This window comes from Streptomyces sp. BK208 (assembly GCF_004364245.1).
GTDB lineage: Bacteria > Actinomycetota > Actinomycetes > Streptomycetales > Streptomycetaceae > Streptomyces.
The window spans coordinates 76,411-95,937 of sequence record NZ_SOAV01000001.1 but is presented as its reverse complement, the minus strand read 5'-3'; the positions used below and the strand labels follow the sequence as shown (position 1 = coordinate 95,937).

Here is a 19,527-nt window from a genome sequence, read left to right as displayed (position 1 = left end):
TGCCCATGCTGGCGGTATGACGATGTCACTCACCACGGAGTCAGCAAGAGTCCTCACCGGCATGTACGCCGCCGAGGCGGAGTACCTGGCGGCGGGAGGCCCCGGCGAGGCCTCCTTCGACCTGCTCGCCCCCTTCTTCTCACCGGATGTCGAGCTGCATCAGGCAGACGCCCTGCCCTACGGAGGCACCTGGCGGGGACACGAAGGCATCAGGCGGTTCTTCCTCGTGATGGGGGAGGTCTGGGAGTCGTTCGACATGGTGGAGCAGGAGTTTCTCGCCACCGGTGAGACCGCTGTCGTGCTCACACAGATCCGGGCCCGCGCCCGCGCCACCGGCCGCGAACTCGGCTTCCCGCTCCTGCAAGCGATCACGGTCAGGAACGGGAGGATCACCGAGGTCCGTCCGTTCTACTGGGACACGCAGGCCGTCGCGGACGCCTGCACCCCGCCGACGCCGCCCGCCTGACGCCGACGGCGACATCACCCGACACAGCGGCTCGTTGAGCGGTGACGCTTCGTGGTTACCGGGCGATCCTCCTACGGGCGATCCGCACCGCGGTCTTCGCCCACGGTCCTCACCAACGTCCTCAGCCCGCCCGTGTGGGATCATCCCGTCCATGAGCAGCGACCTGGAAGTGAGTGCTCTGGCCGTCAACGTCACGATCCCGCAGGCGCTCCGCTGGACGGACACCCGGCGGGGTCAGGAGTTCCAACTGACCACACTGAACATCCGGCTCCTCCCGGACGGCCGTCTCGCCGCGAAGGCCTATGGCCGACCGGTCGGTGGTGGCCGGGGCGCATACGTCTCGTTCCCGGTGCCCGACCAGCCGGAGTTGGCGGCATTGATCTCCGAGGCCGCCGGCCGCGCCGGGACGCTGTGGGCCGCCCATCGCGGTCTCGGCTGAGCCGGGTCCCGCGTCAGGAGGCAGTCGCGCCACCACTCCCCGTTTTCGGGATCCGTACGCGCTTCGTACGCGATGCGTACGCTTCGCGCTAGGGTTGCGGCAGGAGGTGCCGCATGTCCGAGCTGTTCGACGCCGTCGACGCGCTCATCGCGTCCCGCTCCCCGTTGCCGCCCCCGGCGGAGCGCAAGCGGCTGCGCCAGGCGCACGGCCTGACGCTGGACGAGGTGGCCACCGCACTGCGGGTGCGGCGGGCGACGGTCAGCGGCTGGGAGGCCGGCAAGACCGAGCCGAGGCCGCCGGAGCGCGACGCATACGCCCGCATGCTCGAGCAGCTCGCCCGGCTGTACCCCGCCGACGCCCCGTTGCCTGCCGAGGACACGGCGGCCCCCGAGGCACGTGCCGTTGTGGCCGCTCCCGCGGCTTCGGCGGCCTCGGCGCCTGAACCGGCCCGAGCCCGCAGCGGACCCACACGTCCGCCCGCGCAGCCCGCGCACACCGGCTCGCCGTCACGCCGCACCGCACCCGCCCCCACCGACCCTGCTGCTGCACCGACTCCGGCGGTCCCGGCCGGGCGACCGACGGCGCGCCGTCCGGCCGAGCGCAGGGCCGCTCCCGCACGCACCCCTGCCGGGGACACCGATCCGCGTTTCGAGAACGGCCCGCTCGCCGTCGTCGACGTCGACGCAGACGGCCAGGTGCTGGCGCACTGCGTCGGAGGACTGGTCCTGGACGTCGCCGCGAAGTCGCTGCCCGCACTGGTGGAGTGGACGCTGCGCGAAGGACGCCTCGGTCAGCCGAAGTTGTCGGGGCCGGGCAAGGACGCCGACCCGTTGGTCGTGCTGACCGAGGCCGCGTGCGAGCACTACGGCCTGCCCGTCACGCTCACCCGGCAGGAGCGTCTGGCCGGGCGGCTGCCGGAGGGCCACAAGGTCGTCAAGCAGCTGGCGCGCGCCCACTGGCAGCTGACGAAACGCGGGTTCGGGCCGTGGGTGCGGATCTACCGTCCCGCACCGGGCGCGGAGCGCTCCTGCGTGCAGTTGTGCATCCCCTCGTGGGACGCGCTCGATGCCCGGCACTGGGGAAACGCGGGACGACTGCCGCCGGCGGACCTGGCCCGGCTGCTCGGCACCTATGCCGCCCGCGTGATGACCCCACGCGGATCGACCGCCGTGACCGGCCTGGAACTGATGACCGCCCTGCACCCGCCGACCCGCGCGTCCCAACCGGACGCGACGGGCACGCGCCACTCCGAGCACAACCCCGGCTCGCTGGGCAGGGAACCGGTGGACTGCGCGCCGTGCGAGGCCCCCGACGGACACCCGGTCCTGGCGGACCTGCCGCGCTTCCACCGCCGCACGCCGGCCGAGGTTCTGGTGGAGGAGGCGTACGACTGGGCGCGTCCGCTCACCGACGCCGAATGTCTGCGCCCCCACCTGGTGGGCATCGACGTGAACATGGCCTTCGCCGCCGGTGCGAACGGCCTCACGGTCGGCCTGGGCGCGCCGACACGCGTCGAGAGGCCCGTCTTCGATCCGAAACTGCCCGGCTCCTGGCTGGTCGACCTCAGCCACGTCGACCTGTCCCGTGTGAAGCTGGCGAAGCAGTGGACGCACCTGGACGGCGACCTGCTGCCGAGCCCGTTCACCCCGAAGGGCGAGCGCCCGACCGGCCCGGCCTGGTACGCGACACCGACCGTGGCGTACGCGGTGGAGCTGGGCTACGACGTACGCCCCGTCGAGGCATACCTGCGCCACGACAACGGACGCTACCTGGACGCCTGGTACAGCCGGCTGCGCGATGCCTATCTCGCCACCATGGCCGACCTCGGAGTGGGCGCGGACCTGTCGCCGCACGAGTTCCTCGCGGCGATGGACGGCTACCGGCAGCGTGACCCCGAGCTGGCGATCGTGGTCTCCGCAATCAAGGCGACGGTGAAGGGCGGCATCGGCAAGCTGCGCGAACGCCCGCGCGGGGAAGGCTGGAAGCCCGGGCAACCGTGGCGGGCGCTCGCCCGGCCGACGTGGCGCCCCGACATCAGGGCCGCCGTCATCTCCCGTACCCGGATCAACATGCACCGCAAGATCGTCAAGCACGCCGCCTTCACCGGTGAGTACCCCGTGGCGGTCCTCTCGGACTGCGCCGTCTACGCCTCCGACGGGCCCTCCCCGCTGGACTTCCTGCCCTACCGGGACGGCAAGCCGCTGCCGGGCGGTTTCAAACTCGGAGTGAACCCGGGCCTGGTGAAGTGGGAGGGCACGCAGACGGTGCTGTGGGGCGAAGGCGTGCGCGAGCAGTTCGGCGCCCCGGACCTCAACCTCGCCCGGTACATCAAGGACGGCACGGTCACCGACCAGGACACCGGGGAGTAGGCGGACCGCGATGAGTCTGTTCCACAACGGCCTGGACGCCGCGGTGCAGAAGGCGTTCACTCGCCCGGCACCCAAGACGGCGGGCGCGCAGATGCGCTACCTGGTCAAGCAGCTGAAGGGCACCAGGGCGGTCGCCCAGATGCTGCGCATCTCCCAGCGCACCGTCGAACGCTACGTGAAGGACCAGATCAAGAAGCCCCGGCCGGAGCTCGCCGCGCGCCTGGAGCGTGAGGTGAAGAAGCGGTGGCAGCCGCAGATCCGTGCCAAGGCGCGCCGGAAGGCGGCGAGTACGGACGGCATCGTCATCGACACCCGTGCCCGGATCGGCTACACCGCGCCCATCGGGACGACGGACGAGGACCGGCTGCGGCACCTGACCGTCGCGCTACCGCCGCAGTACGCCGCCCGCCTTTTCGACGCCCAGGACCGGGGCGCCGACGACCGGCAGCTCCAGCAGATCGCCGCCGAAGCGATCAAGGAGGTGTACTTCCAGGACGACGGCCGCCGTGCAGGCCAACTGGAGGAGGTTCGCTTCACGGACATCGAGCACCTGGAGTTCGAACTCTGACCCGGCTCGGCACGACGGTCTCGACACCGGTCCGCTGAGCCGAAGCGCGACAGACGTCACAGAGGCAGGGTCATTCCCACCACCGCCGGCAGAAGTCGTTTCGGCCGTTGGTGAACGGCGCTTCCGCGGCGCGGGCGTCCCGGTATTTTCCCGGCATGGTTGATCATCACGCGATTCACGTGGAGGGCGTCCGGCTGGCCTGTCAGGCCTCGGGACCGTCGGACGCTCCGCCGCTCGTCCTGTTGCACGCGCTGGGCGAGGATGCCGCGGACTGGGACGTGGTGGCACCTGTCTTCGCCCGCAGCCGGCGTGTCTACGCTCTCGATCTCCGTGGTCACGGCCGGAGTGACTGGCTGGGGGAGTACTCGCTGCAACGCATGCGGGACGACGTGCTCGGATTCCTGGACGCACTGGCACTCGACCGGGTGGACCTGCTGGGGCACTCGATGGGAGGGGTAGTTGCCTATCTGCTCGCCGAGGACTGTCCGCAGCGCGTGGACCGGCTCGTCCTGGAGGACGTTCCCATCCCACGCCCTCGGGAGCAGACCACTCCGACCAAACCGGACGGGAAGCTGACGTTCGACTGGGACATGGTGCTGGCCATCAGGCGGCAAATCGACGCGCCCGAGGCGGAATGGCTGCAGCGCCTCAGCAGGATCACCGCGAAGACCCTTGTCGTGGCCGGCGGGCCACGCAGTCACGTGCCCCAGGACGGCATCGCCGAGCTGGCCCGTCGTGTTCCTCACGGGCACGTCGTCACCATTCCGGCCGGCCACTTGATCCACTCATCCCGACCGACGGAGTTCGCACAGACCGTCATGGACTTCTTGGAATCGGAGGAGGAGCCCTGCCCCGCACCGGAAGGATGAGTTTCGACAGCCACCGGCTTGCTGCCACCAGGCACCGGAGCACTCTCCCACGGACCTGGGCACGGCAGCACACTGGAGCGATGGACAACATCGTCACGCGAGACGTCGTGTTCGCCAACGGGTCGGTGGAGCTGGCCGGTTCCTTAGGAGTGCCGCAGTGCGGAGAGGCGACCTGTGCGGGTGTGGTGCTGGTCGGGGGATCCGGACCGTCCGACCGGCACAACGACACGTTCTTTCCGCCCCTGCGTCAGCACCTGCTGAACGCCGGGATCGCCGTGCTCTCCTACGACAAGCGAGGCGTCGGCGGGTCGACCGGTGACTGGCGCGGCGCCACCCTGACCGACCTGGCGGCCGACGCGGACGCCGCGGTCGACTTCCTGCGCCGCCAGTCCCAGGTGCGGTCCGAGCAGGTGGGCCTCTTCGGGCACAGTGAGGGTGGGTGGGTGGTTCTCCGGGCGGCGACGGGACGGGAGGACATCCCCTGGGTCGTCACCAGCAGTTGCCCGGGAGTGAGCCCGGCAGTGCAGGAACGCCACGCGTTGGCACATCACCTGCGAGAGACACGCCGGGACAGCCAGGACGACATCGTTCGCACTCTGGACCTCTACGACCGTCTCATCGAGGCCGGCCGAAATGACGCGGACCTCGCAACGGCGGTGCGACTCGTAGAGTCCGCCGGCCGGCCGCCCGGGCTGGCGTACTACTGGGCCGCCCACGATGACGAACACCTCTGGACGTTCCTCAAACGCAAACAGGATCACGACCCGATCGGCGACATCGTTGGGCTGCGCTGCCCGCTCCTGGCGTTCTTCGGCAGCGAGGACCGGCTGGTCCCCATTGCCGACAGCCTCCGCGAGTTCGGAACGGCCGTCTGCCGGACGGCGCGTCCCCATCGCGCGACGTTGACGGTGGAGGTGCTCCCGGGAGCAGATCACCGATTGCGGCTGCCGAACGCCGCTGAGCCGGCCCCGGGATACTTCGACAAGCTGACACGCTGGCTCCAGCAGGTCCAGCAGGTCCAGTAGTAACTTCCTCGCGCTGCGTCATAAGGGGTGCCGCCGCAGGGCCGACCACACCAGCCGCAGGCGATGCGGAAACGCGAGGTCCGGACGGGGTGAGCCTGTGCCAAGATCGCGGGATGTTGCGACTCACCGACTTCATCATCGACTGTCCGGACACGCTGGAGCTGGCGGCTTTCTACTCCGCGGTGACGGGCCGTCCGATCAAGGACGACAGCTCGGCGGACTGGGCAGGCATCCGGTTCGGCGAGATCGAGCTGGCGTTCATCCGGGTGGATGACTACCGCGCTCCGCAGTGGCCCGACACCGAGCACCCCAAACAATTCCACATCGACTTCGAAGTGGACGACATCGAGTCCGAAAGCAGGCGCGTCGTCGCCCTCGGTGCGACGCTGAAGCAGGACTTCATCGGCCCCAACGGTTATGGCTGGCAGGTCTTCACGGACCCGATCGGGCATCCCTTCTGTCTGTGCCGCAACAAGGGTGTCACCTGGAGCGATCAGGGGCCGGTCTGGCCCGACCGTGGCTAGGCCGCTTCCTTCGGCTCTCGACTGGATCGGGCTGGTCGACTCCAACGCTGTTCGTGCACACCAGCACGCCGCCGGGGCCCGCCAAAAGGGGACCCGGCGGCATGCCGGAAGACCATGCCCCGGGACGGTCCTGCGGCGGGCTGACTCGCCGGACTTCAGGACGAGCGCCTACGCGAGGTCGTGAACAGGGTGCACGCTGCCTGAGACAGCCGCGTCCCGACGGAACAACGCGGTCCACAGGAAGGCCACGCCGAACAGTGGTGATTCGCGCGACTCCACCCGCATGCGCCGCAGTTCGACCTCTGTCAGATCGGAGAAGATCCGCCGCAGTGCTTCGGGCGTGTAGGCGAGGCCGCCCTGCAGATCGCGCTCGCGGTAGAGGGCCGCATCGGTGAGCTCCGACCCCACGCCCTGCTCGCCGGCGGCGAAGCAGGTAAGCGCGAGGTGCCCGCCCGGGGCCAGAACACGGTCGAGAAGACCCAGGTAGCTGATGCGGCGGTGCGGCGGCAGGTGGTGGAAGCATCCCGAGTCGACGACCAGGTCGTACGGCTCGGCCAACTCGGCGGTGGACAAGGCGAAGGCGTCACCGCAGAAGAAGCGGACGGCGACCCCGGCCTGGCGAGCCCGGTCCTCGGCCCAGGCTATGGCCGCCGGGGAGAGGTCGAGGGCGTCCACCTCGAAGCCGCGCGACGCGAGGTGCAGGGCGTTGCGCCCCGCCCCGCACCCGAGATCGAGGGCGCGCCCCGGAGCGATCAGCCCCTGGTCGACGTACGCGACCAGATTCTCGTCCGGCTTCGCCTCGAAGAACGGGACCGGCTTCGACCGGTCGGTGTAGAAGTCGTCCCAGAAGTCCTTGCCGTCGCCGGTCCCCAAGCGGCCGGCCTCGGATTCGGATGTGAAGAGCCCGTCCAAAAGCGTGAGAAGGTCCTCGACGGTGCGTACGGTCCGGTCCACCCGGCCCCCTTTCGACGAGGTCGATCATAGGAACGAGGGGAGTAAAAGACGAGGTCAACCGGCGTATGGCGGTAGCTGGAACGGGCTGCTGCGACCCCGCTGAGGTCACCGACAGGCTCCCCCTCCGTGCCCCCGTCCCGAGGCCGCCCAGCCGTCCGTCAGGAGTCAGAACGGGCCCGTCCAGGGCCGCGGCAGGGACATGATTTCGATGAGTTTCCAGCAGCGCCCCTGGGCGAACGCCGTGCGATACGGCACCCGGAGCGGTGCCACGATCGACAAGGTGTTTGCGTCGGAGTGCACTCCAACTCCTAGGTTCCGAGGCATGCGATACATCAAACTCGGAACGACCGGTCTGGAAGTCTCCGCCCTCGCTCTGGGCTGCATGAGCTTCGGCGAGCCCGACCGGGGCGGCGAGCCCTGGTCGCTGGGCGCGGACGACAGCCGGGACATCATCAAGCAGGCCCTGGAAGGCGGCGTCAACTTCCTCGACACGGCCAACGGGTACAGCGACGGAAGCAGCGAGGAGATCGTCGGTCAGGCGGTCAAGGACTTCACCCGGCGCGAGGAGGTCGTCCTCTCCACCAAGGTCTGGATGAGGATGCGCCCCGGCCCGAACGGCGCCGGGCTGTCCCGCAAGGCGATCTTCGCCGAGCTCGACGCCTCCCTGAAGCGACTGGGTACCGACTACATCGACCTTTACCAGATCCACCGCTGGGACTACGACACCCCGATCGAGGAAACCCTGGAGGCGCTGCACGACGCGGTCAGGTCCGGGAAGGTCCGCTACATCGGAGCCTCTTCCATGTATGCCTGGCAGTTCGCCAAGGCCCTGTACCTGGCTGACCTGAACGGCTGGACCCGGTTCGTGTCGATGCAGGACCACTACAACCTCATCCACCGGGAAGCAGAGCGGGAGATGCTCCCGCTCTGCGCCGACCAGGGCATCGGCGTGATCCCGTGGAGCCCGCTGGCGCGGGGGAGGCTGACGCGGGTCCGGGACACCGCCTCGGCGCGTGCCGAGACCGACGAGGGCGGCAGGATCCTCTACCGCGACGGGGACCAGGCGGTGGCCGAGCGGGTCCACGAGATCGCCGGCAAGCGGGGTCTGTCCCCGGCCCAGGTCGCCCTGGCCTGGGTCATGCGCAACCCGGTGGTGACCTCGCCCATCGTCGGGGTCACCAAGCCGGCCCAGCTGGCCGACGCGCTCGCCGCGGTGGACGTCGAACTCGACGAGGACGAGGCCGCCTACCTGGAGGCGCCCTACCAGCCGCACGAGGCCGCCTACCTGGAGGAGTCCTTCTACAAGTCGCGCCCGGTGGCGGGCTCCCGGTAGTCCGGGCTACCGCCGGGCCCTCGACGAGCCCTTGGCCTCGTCCCTCAGGCGCCCGGCGGAACTTGCGGGTGATTGCGCGCACCCGCCAGCGCCAGTGGGCCGGTGCGGTGGTGGCGGTGTCTTCGGAACCTTCGTGGAGAAGGAGGGCGCGGACGGAGCGGGCCATGCGGTGCGCTTGCGGTTGATCAGGAACAGGCTCTTCGTGCGGACGCCTTCGTAGCCCTCGATGAAGGCGTCGGCCTCCGCGGTCGTTCGCGCCTCCTCGTGCTCGACGAGGGAGAACGTGATGCCGACGGCGTCGAGCGCGCTGGTGATGTCGCTGCGGGTGATCATGGTGCTCCTGCGTGGTGCGCGCGTGGCGGTTCGTCGCGTCGGTCGGGTTTCGGGTCATCCAGCGGCCAGGAGCACTGTTCCGGCCAGTGCCAGGCCCGCGCCGACCGCTTGCAGTCCCTGCAGCCGTTCGCGCAGGAAGCCGCGCGCGGCCAGGGCGGTCACCACCGGGTAGAGCGATGCCAGCACGGCGGCGACCGTGACGGGTCCGTGCTGGGCGGCGATGGAGTAGGTGCCGTTGGCGGCGACGTCGGCCAGGCCGACGAAGGCGAGGGCCGGCAGGGAGGTCCACGGGAAGCCGGTGTCGGGCAGCGCAGGGGTACCGCGCCGCACCGAGACCCAGAGTGCGGCACCGCCGGCGACGACGTTGGTGACGCGCTGGACGAACAGGGCGAGGAAGAGTCCGGGGACGGTCGTCGACGCCTCGGCGATCAGCGCGAAGACCGTGCCGAAGCCGAGTGCGGCCACCAACGCGAGCAGGACGGCCCTCCGCTGCACCGGGGCGCCCTTGAGCTGTGGTCCGCCCGCGAGGGCGACGCCGGTGACGGCGATCAGGATGCCGCCGACCGCCACCAGGCCGGGGCGCTCGCCGAGGGCGAGACCGACGCCGACGGGGACGGCCACGCCCAGGGTGCCCAGCGGGGAGACGACGCCCATGGGGCCCAGGGCCAGCGCCTGGTAGAAGGCGATCATGGCGACCGGTCCCACCAGTCCGGCCGCGACGGCGAACCAGAGCCGCGGTCCTGCCTCGCCCCACGCCCCGGTGGCGGCGACGACCAGGCCGAGCACGATCGCGGAGATCAGCTGCGAGACCACGACCACGGTGAGGGCGGGAATGCGGCGCGTCAGCAGCCCGCCGCCGAAGTCGGCCAGCCCGTAAAGGACGCTGGTGGCCAGGGCAAACAACGCGGTCACAGCTCGCCTCGCAGTGTAGTTTAATGGACGGTCAGGTTGGTTCAGTGTAGTGCGATAAAGTAACCGGAACGTCCAAAATAGTAAACAACCTTGTGGGTGGATCGTGTCGGACCTCGAACAGTTGACCCAGTCCTTGGCGGGCAACGTCAGGCGCTGGCGCACCGAGCGCGGCCTCAGCCTCGACGCGCTCGCTGCCCGGGCGGGCGTCAGCCGCAGCATGCTCGTCCAGATCGAGCAAGCCCGCACCAACCCCAGCATCGGCACCGTCGTCAAGATCGGTGACGCCCTCGGGGTCAGCATCACCACCCTGCTCGACTACGCACAGGGGCCCGCGGTCCGTATCGTCTCCGCCGAGCAGGCCGTACGGCTGTGGCACACCGATGCCGGCAGCTACAACCGCCTCCTCGCGGGCGCCGAGGCCCCCGGCCCCCTGGAGATGTGGGACTGGCAGCTGATGCCCGGCGACAGCAGCTCCTCCGACCCGCACCCCGCGGGCACGTTCGAACTCATCCACGTCACGGGGGGCGAACTGACTCTCACGGTCGGCGGCTCCGATTTCCACGTCCCGGCCGGCTCCAGCGCCTCTTTCGAAGCCAGCACCGCCCACACCTACAGCAACGCCGGTGACACCCCCACGACGATGATGATGACCATCTCCGTCCCGTCCTCACGATGAGTACCAATCACTGGGCGACTTCCCGATCTCCAGGTGACGGGGGGGGGGACTGTCGATCGAGCAGTTGCGACAAGCCGAGTGCCCCACGGGTGGCAACCAACTGTTGTCGCGAACCGATTCCGGCGGGTGGAACCCAGGGCGACCGCTCGCGCGCCTACCTGGGCCGAGGCAGCACCTGTTGCTACGCCCGCTGGGGCGCCGATGGTTGCGACGGGAAAAGCGACGACCTCCCCGAACAGCTGTCCCCGCTGCAGGCAGTTGTGGAGTCGGCACTCCATGCGGAGTTACTCCCTCAGCCCGTGACTGAAGGGATTGTTCCGCGGGCCGTAGGCGTCTCCGCAGGACGGCGTTTTGAGGCGATCGGTAAGTCATGCACAGGCGGCGGCCTACTCGACTGTCTCTGACGCACGGCGCAGGTCTTTCACGGTCTCGCCGAACTCGGATTTCAGTGCTCTGCCGAGGTGTTTGGCGTCGAGTACTCCCCACCGCCTGGCGATCGCGACCGTGGATCGGTTCGCACAAGCCGGGTCGAGCAGGTCGCGGCGGATTCGCAGCAGACGCTCGTGCCGGACCCAGGCGGCAAAGGTCAGATCAGCGCCCTGGAACAGCGTGTGGAGGTGGCGTACGGAGATGCGGTGCCGGCGTGCCACGCGTTCGGCGCTGAGCCGGGGATCTCCAAGGTGGGCCAGTACATAGACGCGGATTCGGTCGGTGAGGTCGCTGGCGACGGGGGCGTGCTCGGGGGTGGTGTCGGCGAAGGCGGCGAGTAGCAGAGCGGTGAGCGCGTCGGCCAGGTAGGTGCGCGCAAGTCCGCCGCCCGGGCAGGTCCTCGTCGGCCGTGGACAGCGTCCGGGTGAGGAGTCTGTTGATCCCGTCCTGGGCGGACAGGGGAAGCGCAGTGCGGCGACCGATGGAGTCCGCGTGCCTGCCGAGGTTCGCCCGCGGAACACACAGGACGGTCATGTCGGTCGGGGCGGCGCCGATGATCCGGTAGGGCCGCGTGTTGTCACAGGCGAACAGTTCACCGGGTTCCAGGGCGGCAGTCCGGCCGTCCTGCTTCACCGCGACGGTACCGCGGTGAAGCAGGGTGAGGTGCATCAACTCGTGGTCGCTGGAAGAGATGGTGCGACGGTCCCGGATGACCGTCGCTGGGGTGGCCTGGATCCGGGCCACCGTCACCGGCCCGATGTCCGTGTGGCCGACCACGGCACGAAACGCCGGCGGGTCGGCATCCGTCACCCGCAACGGAGCGAACAGGGACGAAGCGGCCGCCTCGAACGGCTCCACGCCGCTTAAGCGGGAAGAGTTGCTGTCCGCCATTCGGGTACCCCCAGATTCCCGTCCGCGTCGCCACTCTAACGCCGCGTCGTGCACGAACTGGAGAGTCGGGGAGCACGTACTGGTGCCCTCGCACCTCGGACCGCGCCTACGCTCGTCACCTGGGCCACGGACGAGAAAGAACCGACGGCGGCTCGACGGGGCGCCGCCTGCGACAACGCCGTCTGCGGCAAAGGGGGAAGACGCGACGTGCGTACCTGTGCAGGGCTGTCTTCGCCGCCCCCCAAGGGCTTCGGAGAACACGACGGGAGCGGCATGGGCGGGCACCTGAGCGAGCGACTTCATGGGTAGACACACGGACCTGCGTCTCGGCTCGCTTGATGAGGTCAGGATGTCCCTCGTGGCTCATCAGGGTGCCACTCTGCTGTCCTTGGTGGCCGATGTCTTCGGAGGACGGAGCCACGGTGTGCCCCGGCGCTGGCGGCAGTTGATACGCACCGCGGTGTCCAGGGTCGGACCGACCGTGCTCAATCCTCTGTTCGCCCCCGGATACTCGGTCATCCCGGACTGCGTGACCCCGACGGTGTGTATGCCGGACGGCGACGCGGCCTCCCAGTTCGCGCAGCTGGCCGATCTCTCGCCCGACACCCTCCTGGATGAACTCGAAACGGAGTTCGGCGGCACCGTGCCGCCCCAATGGAGACTCGTCGTGGATCACCCGCAGCAGTGGATCCACGCCTATGTCGGTCTGCTCCAGTGCGTGTGGCGGGAGTTCCATCCGATCTGGAGAAGTGCGGAAGGGCTCATCCGCAGGGAGACGGAGCGAGTCGGTGCCGCACTCGTGCAGGGTTGTGCCGAGGCGGTGCTCCAGGGTTTGAGTGGACGCTTCCATCTGGCGGGCGACAGCCTTCAGTTGCCAGACCCGCAAGGGACCACCTACACGCTCGATGAGCGACGCCTGGTCCTGGTGCCCGTCGTGTCGGGGCCCGGTGCCTCCATGTTCGCGATGGACCGCACGGACATGGTGTGGATCGGCTATCCGCTGCCCGGTATAGGCCGGTTGTGGGAAAGCTCTGCGGTGCCCGTCGAGCCGACGAAGGATGCGCTGTCCTTGGTGGTCGGCCAGTTGCGGGCGGTGATTCTGCGCGCGGCGGCACAACCGCTGGCCATGGGGGAACTCGCGGTCCTGCTCAACTGCAGCCCCGCGAACGCCACCCATCACTGCAGTCACCTCGTGGACGCCGGGCTCCTCGAACGCCACCGCGAGGGACGGAACGTACGGATCGGCCGTACAGAACGAGGCGACGCCGTGGTGGACCTGCTGTCGCAAGCCCGCAAGGTACCGGAAGGCTTCCGGTGACCATGGCACGGGAGGCGGTCCCGGGAACGACGCTCCCGCCGGCTCTGAGTGGCCGGCCGCGGATCGTACGGTGCCGACCTCAATGACGACGGCCCCATCCCGCAGGGGATGGGGCCGTCGATACGCCGCGAAGACGTTCGCCGCCGCAGATGTCCGTTTCCCTCAGCGGGTGATGGCCGGCGGCGTCCTCGGACCTCACTTCCAGATGACCCAGAGTTCGTAGTCGTCGCCGGGGAACCAGCCGCCGTTGATGCACTGGTACCTCGTCCAGCTCTGCAGCTGCAGTCCCCGGTCGCCGGCAGAGAGGCAGTCGGAGTTCCAGTAGTAGTACCCCACGAAGGCCCAGGGGTAGGAGGGGTCGTCAGCCTGCGTCTTCCCGACGGGAACGAAGGCAGAGGAAGACGTGTCACTGACCGGCTCGGCAGCGTGGGCCGGTGCTGCCAAGGTACCGATTCCTAGCGCGGTGCCGAGTGCCGCGGCAGCCAAAGAACGACGAAAACGCATGGGTTCCCCTTGTCGAAGCGCTGAGGGTATGTGCGGCATCGCCCGGTGCGACGCCGCCTTCCAGCACGATGCTTCCGGATATCCCCGCGTAGGAAAATCTTTTCGATTACGTTCAAAGTGTCCGAGCTGCCCTCAGTGCTTCACCGGTGGCGAGTCCGGCACCGCCCAAGACGCCGGAGCGGCGGACGCGCGGCCGGTGCCCGCGTGCCACCCCGTCTCCCTGTCTTCATCCCTACTGCCGCAGCGGCCCTGATCAGTCGCTGTCGGCCGGAGCCTCAACGGTCGGCCAGAGTGCTGCCGAGGAGGGGGAGCAGACGGTCCCAATGAAGCTGCAGCGCGGCGGGGTTGAAGGCGTCGGTGTCGGCCATGGTGAAGCCGTGGACGGTGTCGGGGTAGATCTCCGAGGTGTAGTCGACACCCGAGGCGTCCAGGACCTGGTTGAGTTCGGCGAGAGCCTCGGGTGTCAGGTCGGTCTCGGCGTGGCCGAAATGGGCCTGGGCGGTGAGCCGGCGCAGGCTGTCGGGCCCGGCGGCGCCCACGGGGGCGTGGAAACCGGCGACGGCGGCCACTTGCCCGGGGTGGGCCGCGGCGGTGCGCACCGCCAGGAGCCCGCCTATGCAGTAACCGGTCACCGCGACCGGTCCGGCGCTGACCTCGGGCTGTGCGGTCAGGCAGCTGAGGTAGGCGTCGGCGTCGAGCAGGGTCCGCTCGACGGTATGTCCCTCGATCAGTGGCATGATCCGGCTCATGACCACGGCCCGCGTCTCTTCTCCGATGTGCTCGGGAAGTTCGACCACAGGTGCCGGGCCGTGCCGGTAGAAGAAGTTGGGGACGAGTACGTAGTACCCGTGGCCGGCCAGGTCGCGGGCCATCTCCCGCACCACGGGCCGGATGCCGAAGCCGTCCGCGTACATCAGCACCCCTGGGTGCCGCTTGTCGTCGTCGGGAAGGGCGGCGAAGGCGTCGGCCTGGCCGTCCGGGGTGGGGATCCGCAGCATTTTGGTGGGCATGTTCTCTCCTGTCGTGGTTGATGTGTCCTGCGATCAACACGACGGAGGCGGAGCCCGCGCAGCAGCACAAGGACCTCGGTCGAACGTCGGGCCCGCACCGGCCCGTACGGCACTCAGAGGAGCACCGGGTCACCGATCCGTGTGTGGCGCAATGCCGTCCCGGTAGTCATCCCCACAACCTAGTCCACCGAACAGAGCCGACGCCAGCACCTCGGTCCCCAGCTCGGCTCGGAGGAAGGGTCTCGGCCACCCCGGATCCTGGAAGCGCCGGCTCACGGCCTGTGACACCCACACCGAGCGTGCACACCTGCACGGTCCGCACCGAGCTTTTCGGTACACCCCGCACCGGCTTGGCCCACGAGCACGCTTGCCTCGGCCGTCGTCCCATCTCCCCGTCTCACTTTCCGGACTGGCGGGCGCAGTGGTGGGCGACGGTGTCGGCGAAGGCGCGGGCCAGTGGGGAGAGCGCGTCCCAGCGTCGGACGGCCCAGCCCGCGGTGAGCGCGGGGAGGGCGGGGATCGGGATCAGCCGCAGGTCGGGGTGGCCGGGCCCGGTCCACTCGGGCAGGGTCGGAACGACCGCGTGACCGAGCCCGAGCTCGGCCAGCAGGATCGCGGTGTCCCAGTCGGTGACACTGGTGTCGAAGATCGGCCAAATGCCCGATTCGGCGAGCCGTGAGCCCAGTTGGACACGCGCCGTCGAGTTCTCGGGCAGCCCGATGAGCCGGGCGTCCTGCAGGTCGGCGGGCTCGATGAAGGACTTGGCGGCGAGCGGGTCGCTGACCGCGACGGCGAGTGACCAGGGCAGGTGGACGACGGGACGCTGCTCCACGGCGCTGCCTGCCGACCGCAGGGTGATCCAGGCGAGGTCCACCGCACCGGCGGCAAGCGCGTCGAAGCAGCCACGGCTGGACGTCTCGGTCTGGAATTCGAGGCTGGCTCGCGGGAAGCGCCGGCGGAAGTCGACCACGGCAGCGGCCATGAAGTGCCGGACGGTCGTGGCACCGGTGGTGACGCGTACCGATCCGCCTTCCGCGCGGGCGAGTTCCTCGATCCGTCGCACGGCCTCGTCGATGCGCCCCAGCCCCTCGGTCACCGCCGTGTGGAGCAGACGCCCCGCAGAGGTCGGCGCGATCCCGCGCGGGTGGCGTTCGAGCAGGCTGAGGCCCATCTTCCGCTCGAGTCGCTTCACGTGCTGGCTGACGGCCGACTGCGTGCAGCCCAGGTCACGGGCGGCAGCGCTGAGGGAACCGGTTCGGCAGACCGTGGCGAAGACACGGAGATCGTCAAGTGTCACGAGACCCAAGCTTAAGCTGGGGTGCCTGCCAGCAAAGTCGTGGATTGACTTGGGTCACGCCAGGTTCGATCATCGTGTTGGGCCCAGGGCGGCAACCCGCTCACTGTCTCTTCCGCAATCCGGATGCGGACGTGACGTGCGCGGGTGCCGACCCGCCACGGCCCCGACCGGCAACCCGCCCAGGCTGCCCGGTCCCTCGACTCGTTGGTTCCCGGACAGGAGCACACATGACCGCAACCAGGACGACCGTGGCGATCCTCGGCCCGGGCGGCGTCGGCGGCCTGGTGGGCGCGCTGCTCGCCCGTGCCGGACACCGCGTCGTCTGCCTGGCGGGGGAGCAGACGGCCGCCGTGCTGCGCCGGGACGGTCTGCGCGTCGACAGCAACCGGTACGGGAAGTTCACCGCGGCGGTGGAGGCCGACACCGAGTTGCGCGAGCCGGTGGACGCGGTCTTCGTGACGGTCAAGCAGACCGCGCTCGCCGACGCGCTCGACCGCATCCCGGTCGACGTGCTCGGCACGGCGGTCGTGGTCCCGCTGCTCAACGGCATCGACCATCTCCCCGTGCTCCGCGAGCGCTTCCCGTCCGCCCGGGTCGTCGCGGGCACCGTCCGGGTGGAGGCCACCCGCACGGCGCCCGGCCGTGTAGCCCACACCAGCCCGTTCGCCGACATCGAACTCGCCGCTCCCGCGGACGACTTCGTGGAACTGCTGCGCCAGGCCGGCCTGGGCGTGACGGTACGCGCGAACGAGAGCGCGATGCTCTGGGACAAGCTGGCCTTCCTCGCCCCGTTCGCGCTGCTGACCACCCGCCACCGCACCGACGTCGGTGCCGTGCGTGATCACCATCGGCCCGAACTGCTCACGGTCCTGGACGAGATCGCGGCCGTGGCCCGCGCCGCCGGAGCACCGGTCGCCGCGGAGAACCTGCTCTCCTTCTTCGACCGCGTCCCCGGGACGATGAGGTCCTCGATGCAGCGCGACGCCGAGGCCGGCCGCCCGCTCGAACTCGACGCCATCGGCGGAGCCGTCCTGCGTGCCGGAGCCGTCCACGGCATCGCCCTGCCGGCTGTCGCCCGACTGGTCGACGAGGTGGCACAGTCCGCGAAGCCGGTGGACTGATCGGGCGGTCCTCCCGCGCACAGCGCCGACAGGGCGGGGCGCTGTGTCGGAGTGCCGGATACCGGGCTGTACCCACGACACGTTCGGGACCTCATCCCTGCGCCGTCGGCCGCGTCCTCGGCACGCACCCGTCGAGGCGGTTCCCGGCAACAGCACCGTCGTCTCCCCGGCGGAGACTCCCCGCTGACCAGGGCACCGACGCACCGACAGCCGTTTCGCGGACCTCTTCACCTGCCATCCGACCGACCCCGGTCCGGCCTGTGTCGTGCATCACATCCACCCCATGTCACGTCCAGGCCGCCTGCTCCCATCTGGTGGGCGTCGGCAAGCGAGCCAAGGAGGACAGGACGATGAGCGCACGACGAGAGACCAGCGCGGCGACCACGCACCGAGTAGTGATTCTGGGGGCGGGATACGCGGGGATGGCCGCGGCAGTCCAGCTGGCGGCCCGGGTGCAGCGACGCGAGGGGGTGCAGGTGACCGTGGTGAACGCGCAGGAGCGGTTCACCGAGCGCATGCGCCTGCACATGACGGCGACCGGTCGGCGCCTCGCCGAGCCGAGCGTCCCGGAACTGCTGGAGGGCATGGGGGTGCGATTCGTGCGCGGCTGGGTCACGGCGGTGGACGCGGACGCGAGGACCGTACGGATCGATGACTACCAGGTGCTGCCCTACGACACGTTGGTGTACGGGCTGGGCGGTGTCGCCGACACCCCGGCGGTGCCGGGAGCCGAGGACCACGCGTACACCCTGAACAGCGTCCAGGACGCCGAGTTGCTGGCCGACCGCCTGGCACGGCTCGGCAGCGGCACGGTGGTGGTCGCGGGCAGCGGCTTGACCGGCATCGAGTCGGCCGCGGAGATCGCCGAGAGGCACCCGGAGCTGAACGTCGTGCTCCTGGGCAGACAGGAGCCCGGTGCGGCCATGACCCCGAGGGCGAAGTCGTATCTGCACGCCGCGCTCGACCGGCTGGGCGTCCAGGTACGCACCGGCGTCGAGGTGGTGAAGGTGCTGCCCGACGCGGTGGAGCTGGCGGGCGGGGAGAGCATCGCGGCCGACGCGGTGCTGTGGACGAGCGGCACGCGCGTGTCACCGCTGGCGGCCGCCGCCGGACTGGCCGTCGACGAACGGGGACGCATCCTCACCGACACCGTGCTGCGGTCGGTGTCCCACCCCGAGGTGTACGCCATCGGCGACGCGGCCGCGATCCGACAGGGCTACGGCGTCATGCACGGCACCTGCCAGAGCGGCATGCCCACCGGGGTGCACGCCGCGCTGTCGATCGACCGGACACTCAAGGGCAAGCAGCCCAAGCCGTTCCGCTTCGGCTACTACCACACACCGGTGAGCCTGGGACGCGGTGACGCCGTGGTGCAGTTCACACGCCCCGATGACAGCCCGCGCCGGATCTGCCTGACCGGACGCATGGCCGTCCGGTACAAGGAGACGGTGACCGCCTCGCCCTGGCCGACCTACGGCCGTATGAAGAAGATGCCCGCCTCGGGCGCGCTCTGGCCCCGCGGGGGCCGCTTCACCCGGCTCCGGAGGGCCAAGTGACCAACCCGACCACCCACTCCGCCCACTCCGGGCACCAGGTCTTCCACGAGCACCGGCGGCTGTTGTTCTCCGTGGCGTACCGCCTCCTCGGCACCGCGGCCGACGCCGAGGACGCGGTCCAGGACGCCTGGATCAAATGGTCCGCCGCGGACCGCTCACAGGTGGCCGACCCCAAGGCGTACCTGACGCGCATCGTCTCGAACCTGGCACTGGAACGGCTGCGCTCCACCCGGCACAAGCGGGAGACGTACGTGGGGCCCTGGCTGCCGGAGCCCATCCTCACCGGCGGAGACGCCTCCGAGGCCGTCACGGACGCCGAGTCGGTGTCCATGGCCATGCTGGTGGTGCTGGAGACGCTCAGCCCGCTGGAGCGCGCGGTGTTCGTGCTGCGGGAAGTCTTCGACTTCAGCCATGCCGAAATCGCCGAGATGGTGGAGCGTTCCGAAGTCGCGGTACGGCAGGCCGCACACCGGGCCCGCGAACACGTGCGGGCCCGGCGGCCCCGCTTCGCCGCCGACCGGACGCGGCAGCGCGAAGCCACCGAGCGGTTCTTCGCCGCCGCGACCGGCGGCGACGTCAACGCCCTGATGGAACTGCTCTCCCCGGACGTCACCCTGTGGACCGACGGCGGAGGCAAGGTCCGCCAGGCCCTGCGCCCGGTGGTGGGCGCGTCCACGGTGGCCGCCTGGTTCGCGGCCATCGGCACCGTTACCTACCAAGGCGTCGAGCCCGCCGACATGAAGGCCGAACTCGTGGAGGTCAACGGCGGGCCCGGCATGGTGTTCAGCGGGCCGGAGCGCGTGATCGCCACCGTGACCTTCGACTTCGACGCCGACGGCCGTATCACCGCCATCCACAACGTGGCCAACCCCGACAAACTCCAAGCCGTCAGCGACGGCACCGCTCACGACATCGGCACGCGCTGAAGCGTGC

The 19,527-nt window shown here is 69.9% G+C and carries 21 protein-coding genes; 13 read left to right on the top strand and 8 right to left on the bottom strand.

What is annotated here, in order from left to right; translation table 11 throughout:
• Positions 1–16: 16 nt before the first annotated feature.
• The 7 genes from EV562_RS00455 (at position 17) to EV562_RS00425 (ending at position 6,260) form a co-directional block, all read left to right on the top strand.
• Positions 17–466: a nuclear transport factor 2 family protein gene (locus tag EV562_RS00455; RefSeq protein WP_166661506.1), complete on the top strand. Its 450-nt coding sequence runs from the start codon at positions 17–19 to the stop codon at positions 464–466.
• A 151-nt stretch (positions 467–617) separates the two neighbouring features.
• Positions 618–905 (top strand): hypothetical protein, encoded by a 288-nt coding sequence (locus tag EV562_RS00450; RefSeq protein WP_133884604.1) that lies wholly within the window; start codon positions 618–620, stop codon positions 903–905.
• A 113-nt stretch (positions 906–1,018) separates the two neighbouring features.
• On the top strand, positions 1,019–3,274 hold the full coding sequence (locus EV562_RS00445) for a helix-turn-helix transcriptional regulator (protein ID WP_133884603.1): 2,256 nt from the start codon (positions 1,019–1,021) through the stop codon (positions 3,272–3,274).
• Between the two features lie 10 nt (positions 3,275–3,284).
• Positions 3,285–3,842, top strand: a complete 558-nt coding sequence (locus EV562_RS00440) for an XRE family transcriptional regulator (RefSeq protein WP_133884602.1) — start codon at positions 3,285–3,287, stop codon at positions 3,840–3,842.
• A 155-nt stretch (positions 3,843–3,997) separates the two neighbouring features.
• Entirely contained in the window at positions 3,998–4,711 is a 714-nt protein-coding gene (locus EV562_RS00435) for an alpha/beta hydrolase (RefSeq protein ID WP_133884601.1), read from the top strand.
• Between the two features lie 80 nt (positions 4,712–4,791).
• Positions 4,792–5,736 carry an alpha/beta hydrolase gene (locus EV562_RS00430; RefSeq protein ID WP_166661505.1) on the top strand — a complete coding sequence of 315 codons (945 nt, stop codon included), beginning with the start codon at positions 4,792–4,794 and terminating at the stop codon, positions 5,734–5,736.
• 113 nt (positions 5,737–5,849) lie between these two features.
• On the top strand, positions 5,850–6,260 hold the full coding sequence (locus EV562_RS00425) for a VOC family protein (protein ID WP_133884599.1): 411 nt from the start codon (positions 5,850–5,852) through the stop codon (positions 6,258–6,260).
• Between the two features lie 168 nt (positions 6,261–6,428).
• Here the strand turns inward: EV562_RS00425 and EV562_RS00420 are convergent, their stop codons facing one another.
• Complete coding sequence (locus EV562_RS00420; protein WP_133884598.1) at positions 6,429–7,214, bottom strand: class I SAM-dependent methyltransferase; 786 nt, start codon at positions 7,212–7,214, stop codon at positions 6,429–6,431.
• A 322-nt stretch (positions 7,215–7,536) separates the two neighbouring features.
• Here EV562_RS00420 and EV562_RS00415 point away from each other — a divergent pair, with 322 nt between their 5' ends.
• Positions 7,537–8,547: an aldo/keto reductase gene (locus tag EV562_RS00415; RefSeq protein ID WP_133884597.1), complete on the top strand. Its 1,011-nt coding sequence runs from the start codon at positions 7,537–7,539 to the stop codon at positions 8,545–8,547.
• 6 nt (positions 8,548–8,553) lie between these two features.
• Here EV562_RS00415 and EV562_RS00410 read toward each other — a convergent pair whose 3' ends face one another.
• Both EV562_RS00410 and EV562_RS00405 read right to left on the bottom strand, forming a co-directional pair.
• Positions 8,554–8,880 (bottom strand): hypothetical protein, encoded by a 327-nt coding sequence (locus tag EV562_RS00410; RefSeq protein WP_133884596.1) that lies wholly within the window; start codon positions 8,878–8,880, stop codon positions 8,554–8,556.
• A gap of 54 nt (positions 8,881–8,934) precedes the next feature.
• Entirely contained in the window at positions 8,935–9,792 is an 858-nt protein-coding gene (locus EV562_RS00405) for an EamA family transporter (RefSeq protein ID WP_133884595.1), read from the bottom strand.
• A 103-nt stretch (positions 9,793–9,895) separates the two neighbouring features.
• Between EV562_RS00405 and EV562_RS00400 the strand changes: the two genes are divergently transcribed.
• Positions 9,896–10,468: an XRE family transcriptional regulator gene (locus EV562_RS00400; protein WP_133884594.1), complete on the top strand. Its 573-nt coding sequence runs from the start codon at positions 9,896–9,898 to the stop codon at positions 10,466–10,468.
• A gap of 386 nt (positions 10,469–10,854) precedes the next feature.
• On the opposite strand, the gene EV562_RS35390 is transcribed toward EV562_RS00400, so the two are convergent.
• Together EV562_RS35390 and EV562_RS00395 are read right to left on the bottom strand one after the other, a co-directional pair.
• Complete coding sequence (locus EV562_RS35390) at positions 10,855–11,118, bottom strand: helix-turn-helix domain-containing protein (protein WP_243859937.1); 264 nt, start codon at positions 11,116–11,118, stop codon at positions 10,855–10,857.
• Positions 11,060–11,788, bottom strand: a complete 729-nt coding sequence (locus tag EV562_RS00395; protein ID WP_243859936.1) for a hypothetical protein — start codon at positions 11,786–11,788, stop codon at positions 11,060–11,062. Before EV562_RS00395 ends, EV562_RS35390 begins: the two co-directional genes overlap by 59 nt.
• Positions 11,789–12,179: 391 nt before the next feature.
• Between EV562_RS00395 and EV562_RS00390 the strand changes: the two genes are divergently transcribed.
• Positions 12,180–13,106, top strand: coding sequence for a helix-turn-helix domain-containing protein (locus EV562_RS00390; protein ID WP_133884593.1), 927 nt, complete (start codon positions 12,180–12,182; stop codon positions 13,104–13,106).
• A gap of 195 nt (positions 13,107–13,301) precedes the next feature.
• Here the strand turns inward: EV562_RS00390 and EV562_RS34960 are convergent, their stop codons facing one another.
• The 3 genes from EV562_RS34960 to EV562_RS00380 form a co-directional block, all read right to left on the bottom strand.
• Complete coding sequence (locus EV562_RS34960) at positions 13,302–13,442, bottom strand: hypothetical protein (RefSeq protein WP_166661504.1); 141 nt, start codon at positions 13,440–13,442, stop codon at positions 13,302–13,304.
• Between the two features lie 443 nt (positions 13,443–13,885).
• Positions 13,886–14,620, bottom strand: coding sequence for a dienelactone hydrolase family protein (locus tag EV562_RS00385; protein WP_133884592.1), 735 nt, complete (start codon positions 14,618–14,620; stop codon positions 13,886–13,888).
• Positions 14,621–15,017: 397 nt separating this feature from the next.
• Complete coding sequence (locus tag EV562_RS00380) at positions 15,018–15,917, bottom strand: LysR family transcriptional regulator (protein ID WP_133884591.1); 900 nt, start codon at positions 15,915–15,917, stop codon at positions 15,018–15,020.
• 227 nt (positions 15,918–16,144) lie between these two features.
• Here EV562_RS00380 and EV562_RS00375 point away from each other — a divergent pair, with 227 nt between their 5' ends.
• The 3 genes from EV562_RS00375 (at position 16,145) to EV562_RS00365 (ending at position 19,520) form a co-directional block, all read left to right on the top strand.
• Positions 16,145–17,038, top strand: coding sequence for a 2-dehydropantoate 2-reductase (locus EV562_RS00375; protein WP_133884590.1), 894 nt, complete (start codon positions 16,145–16,147; stop codon positions 17,036–17,038).
• A 350-nt stretch (positions 17,039–17,388) separates the two neighbouring features.
• The gene (locus EV562_RS00370) at positions 17,389–18,594 is read left to right on the top strand and encodes an FAD-dependent oxidoreductase (protein ID WP_133884589.1); all 1,206 of its coding nucleotides are present in this window, start codon (positions 17,389–17,391) and stop codon (positions 18,592–18,594) included.
• Complete coding sequence (locus tag EV562_RS00365; protein WP_133884588.1) at positions 18,591–19,520, top strand: RNA polymerase sigma-70 factor; 930 nt, start codon at positions 18,591–18,593, stop codon at positions 19,518–19,520. Before EV562_RS00370 ends, EV562_RS00365 begins: the two co-directional genes overlap by 4 nt.
• Positions 19,521–19,527: the final 7 nt, after the last annotated feature.

Excerpts from the sequence above, each read along its gene's own strand:
- EV562_RS00425 (WP_133884599.1), top strand. The coding sequence starts at position 5,850 with ATGTTGCGACTCACCGACTTCATCATCGACTGTCCGGACACGCTGGAG.
- EV562_RS00435 (WP_133884601.1), top strand. The coding sequence starts at position 3,998 with ATGGTTGATCATCACGCGATTCACGTGGAGGGCGTCCGGCTGGCCTGT.
- EV562_RS00370 (WP_133884589.1), top strand. The coding sequence starts at position 17,389 with ATGAGCGCACGACGAGAGACCAGCGCGGCGACCACGCACCGAGTAGTG.
- EV562_RS00445 (WP_133884603.1), top strand. The coding sequence starts at position 1,019 with ATGTCCGAGCTGTTCGACGCCGTCGACGCGCTCATCGCGTCCCGCTCC.
- EV562_RS00450 (WP_133884604.1), top strand. The coding sequence starts at position 618 with ATGAGCAGCGACCTGGAAGTGAGTGCTCTGGCCGTCAACGTCACGATC.
- EV562_RS00430 (WP_166661505.1), top strand. The coding sequence starts at position 4,792 with ATGGACAACATCGTCACGCGAGACGTCGTGTTCGCCAACGGGTCGGTG.
- EV562_RS00455 (WP_166661506.1), top strand. The coding sequence starts at position 17 with ATGACGATGTCACTCACCACGGAGTCAGCAAGAGTCCTCACCGGCATG.
- EV562_RS00375 (WP_133884590.1), top strand. The coding sequence starts at position 16,145 with ATGACCGCAACCAGGACGACCGTGGCGATCCTCGGCCCGGGCGGCGTC.
- EV562_RS00440 (WP_133884602.1), top strand. The coding sequence starts at position 3,285 with ATGAGTCTGTTCCACAACGGCCTGGACGCCGCGGTGCAGAAGGCGTTC.
- EV562_RS00410 (WP_133884596.1), bottom strand. The coding sequence starts at position 8,880 with ATGATCACCCGCAGCGACATCACCAGCGCGCTCGACGCCGTCGGCATC.
- EV562_RS00385 (WP_133884592.1), bottom strand. The coding sequence starts at position 14,620 with ATGCCCACCAAAATGCTGCGGATCCCCACCCCGGACGGCCAGGCCGAC.
- EV562_RS00415 (WP_133884597.1), top strand. The coding sequence starts at position 7,537 with ATGCGATACATCAAACTCGGAACGACCGGTCTGGAAGTCTCCGCCCTC.
- EV562_RS00395 (WP_243859936.1), bottom strand. The coding sequence starts at position 11,788 with ATGGCGGACAGCAACTCTTCCCGCTTAAGCGGCGTGGAGCCGTTCGAG.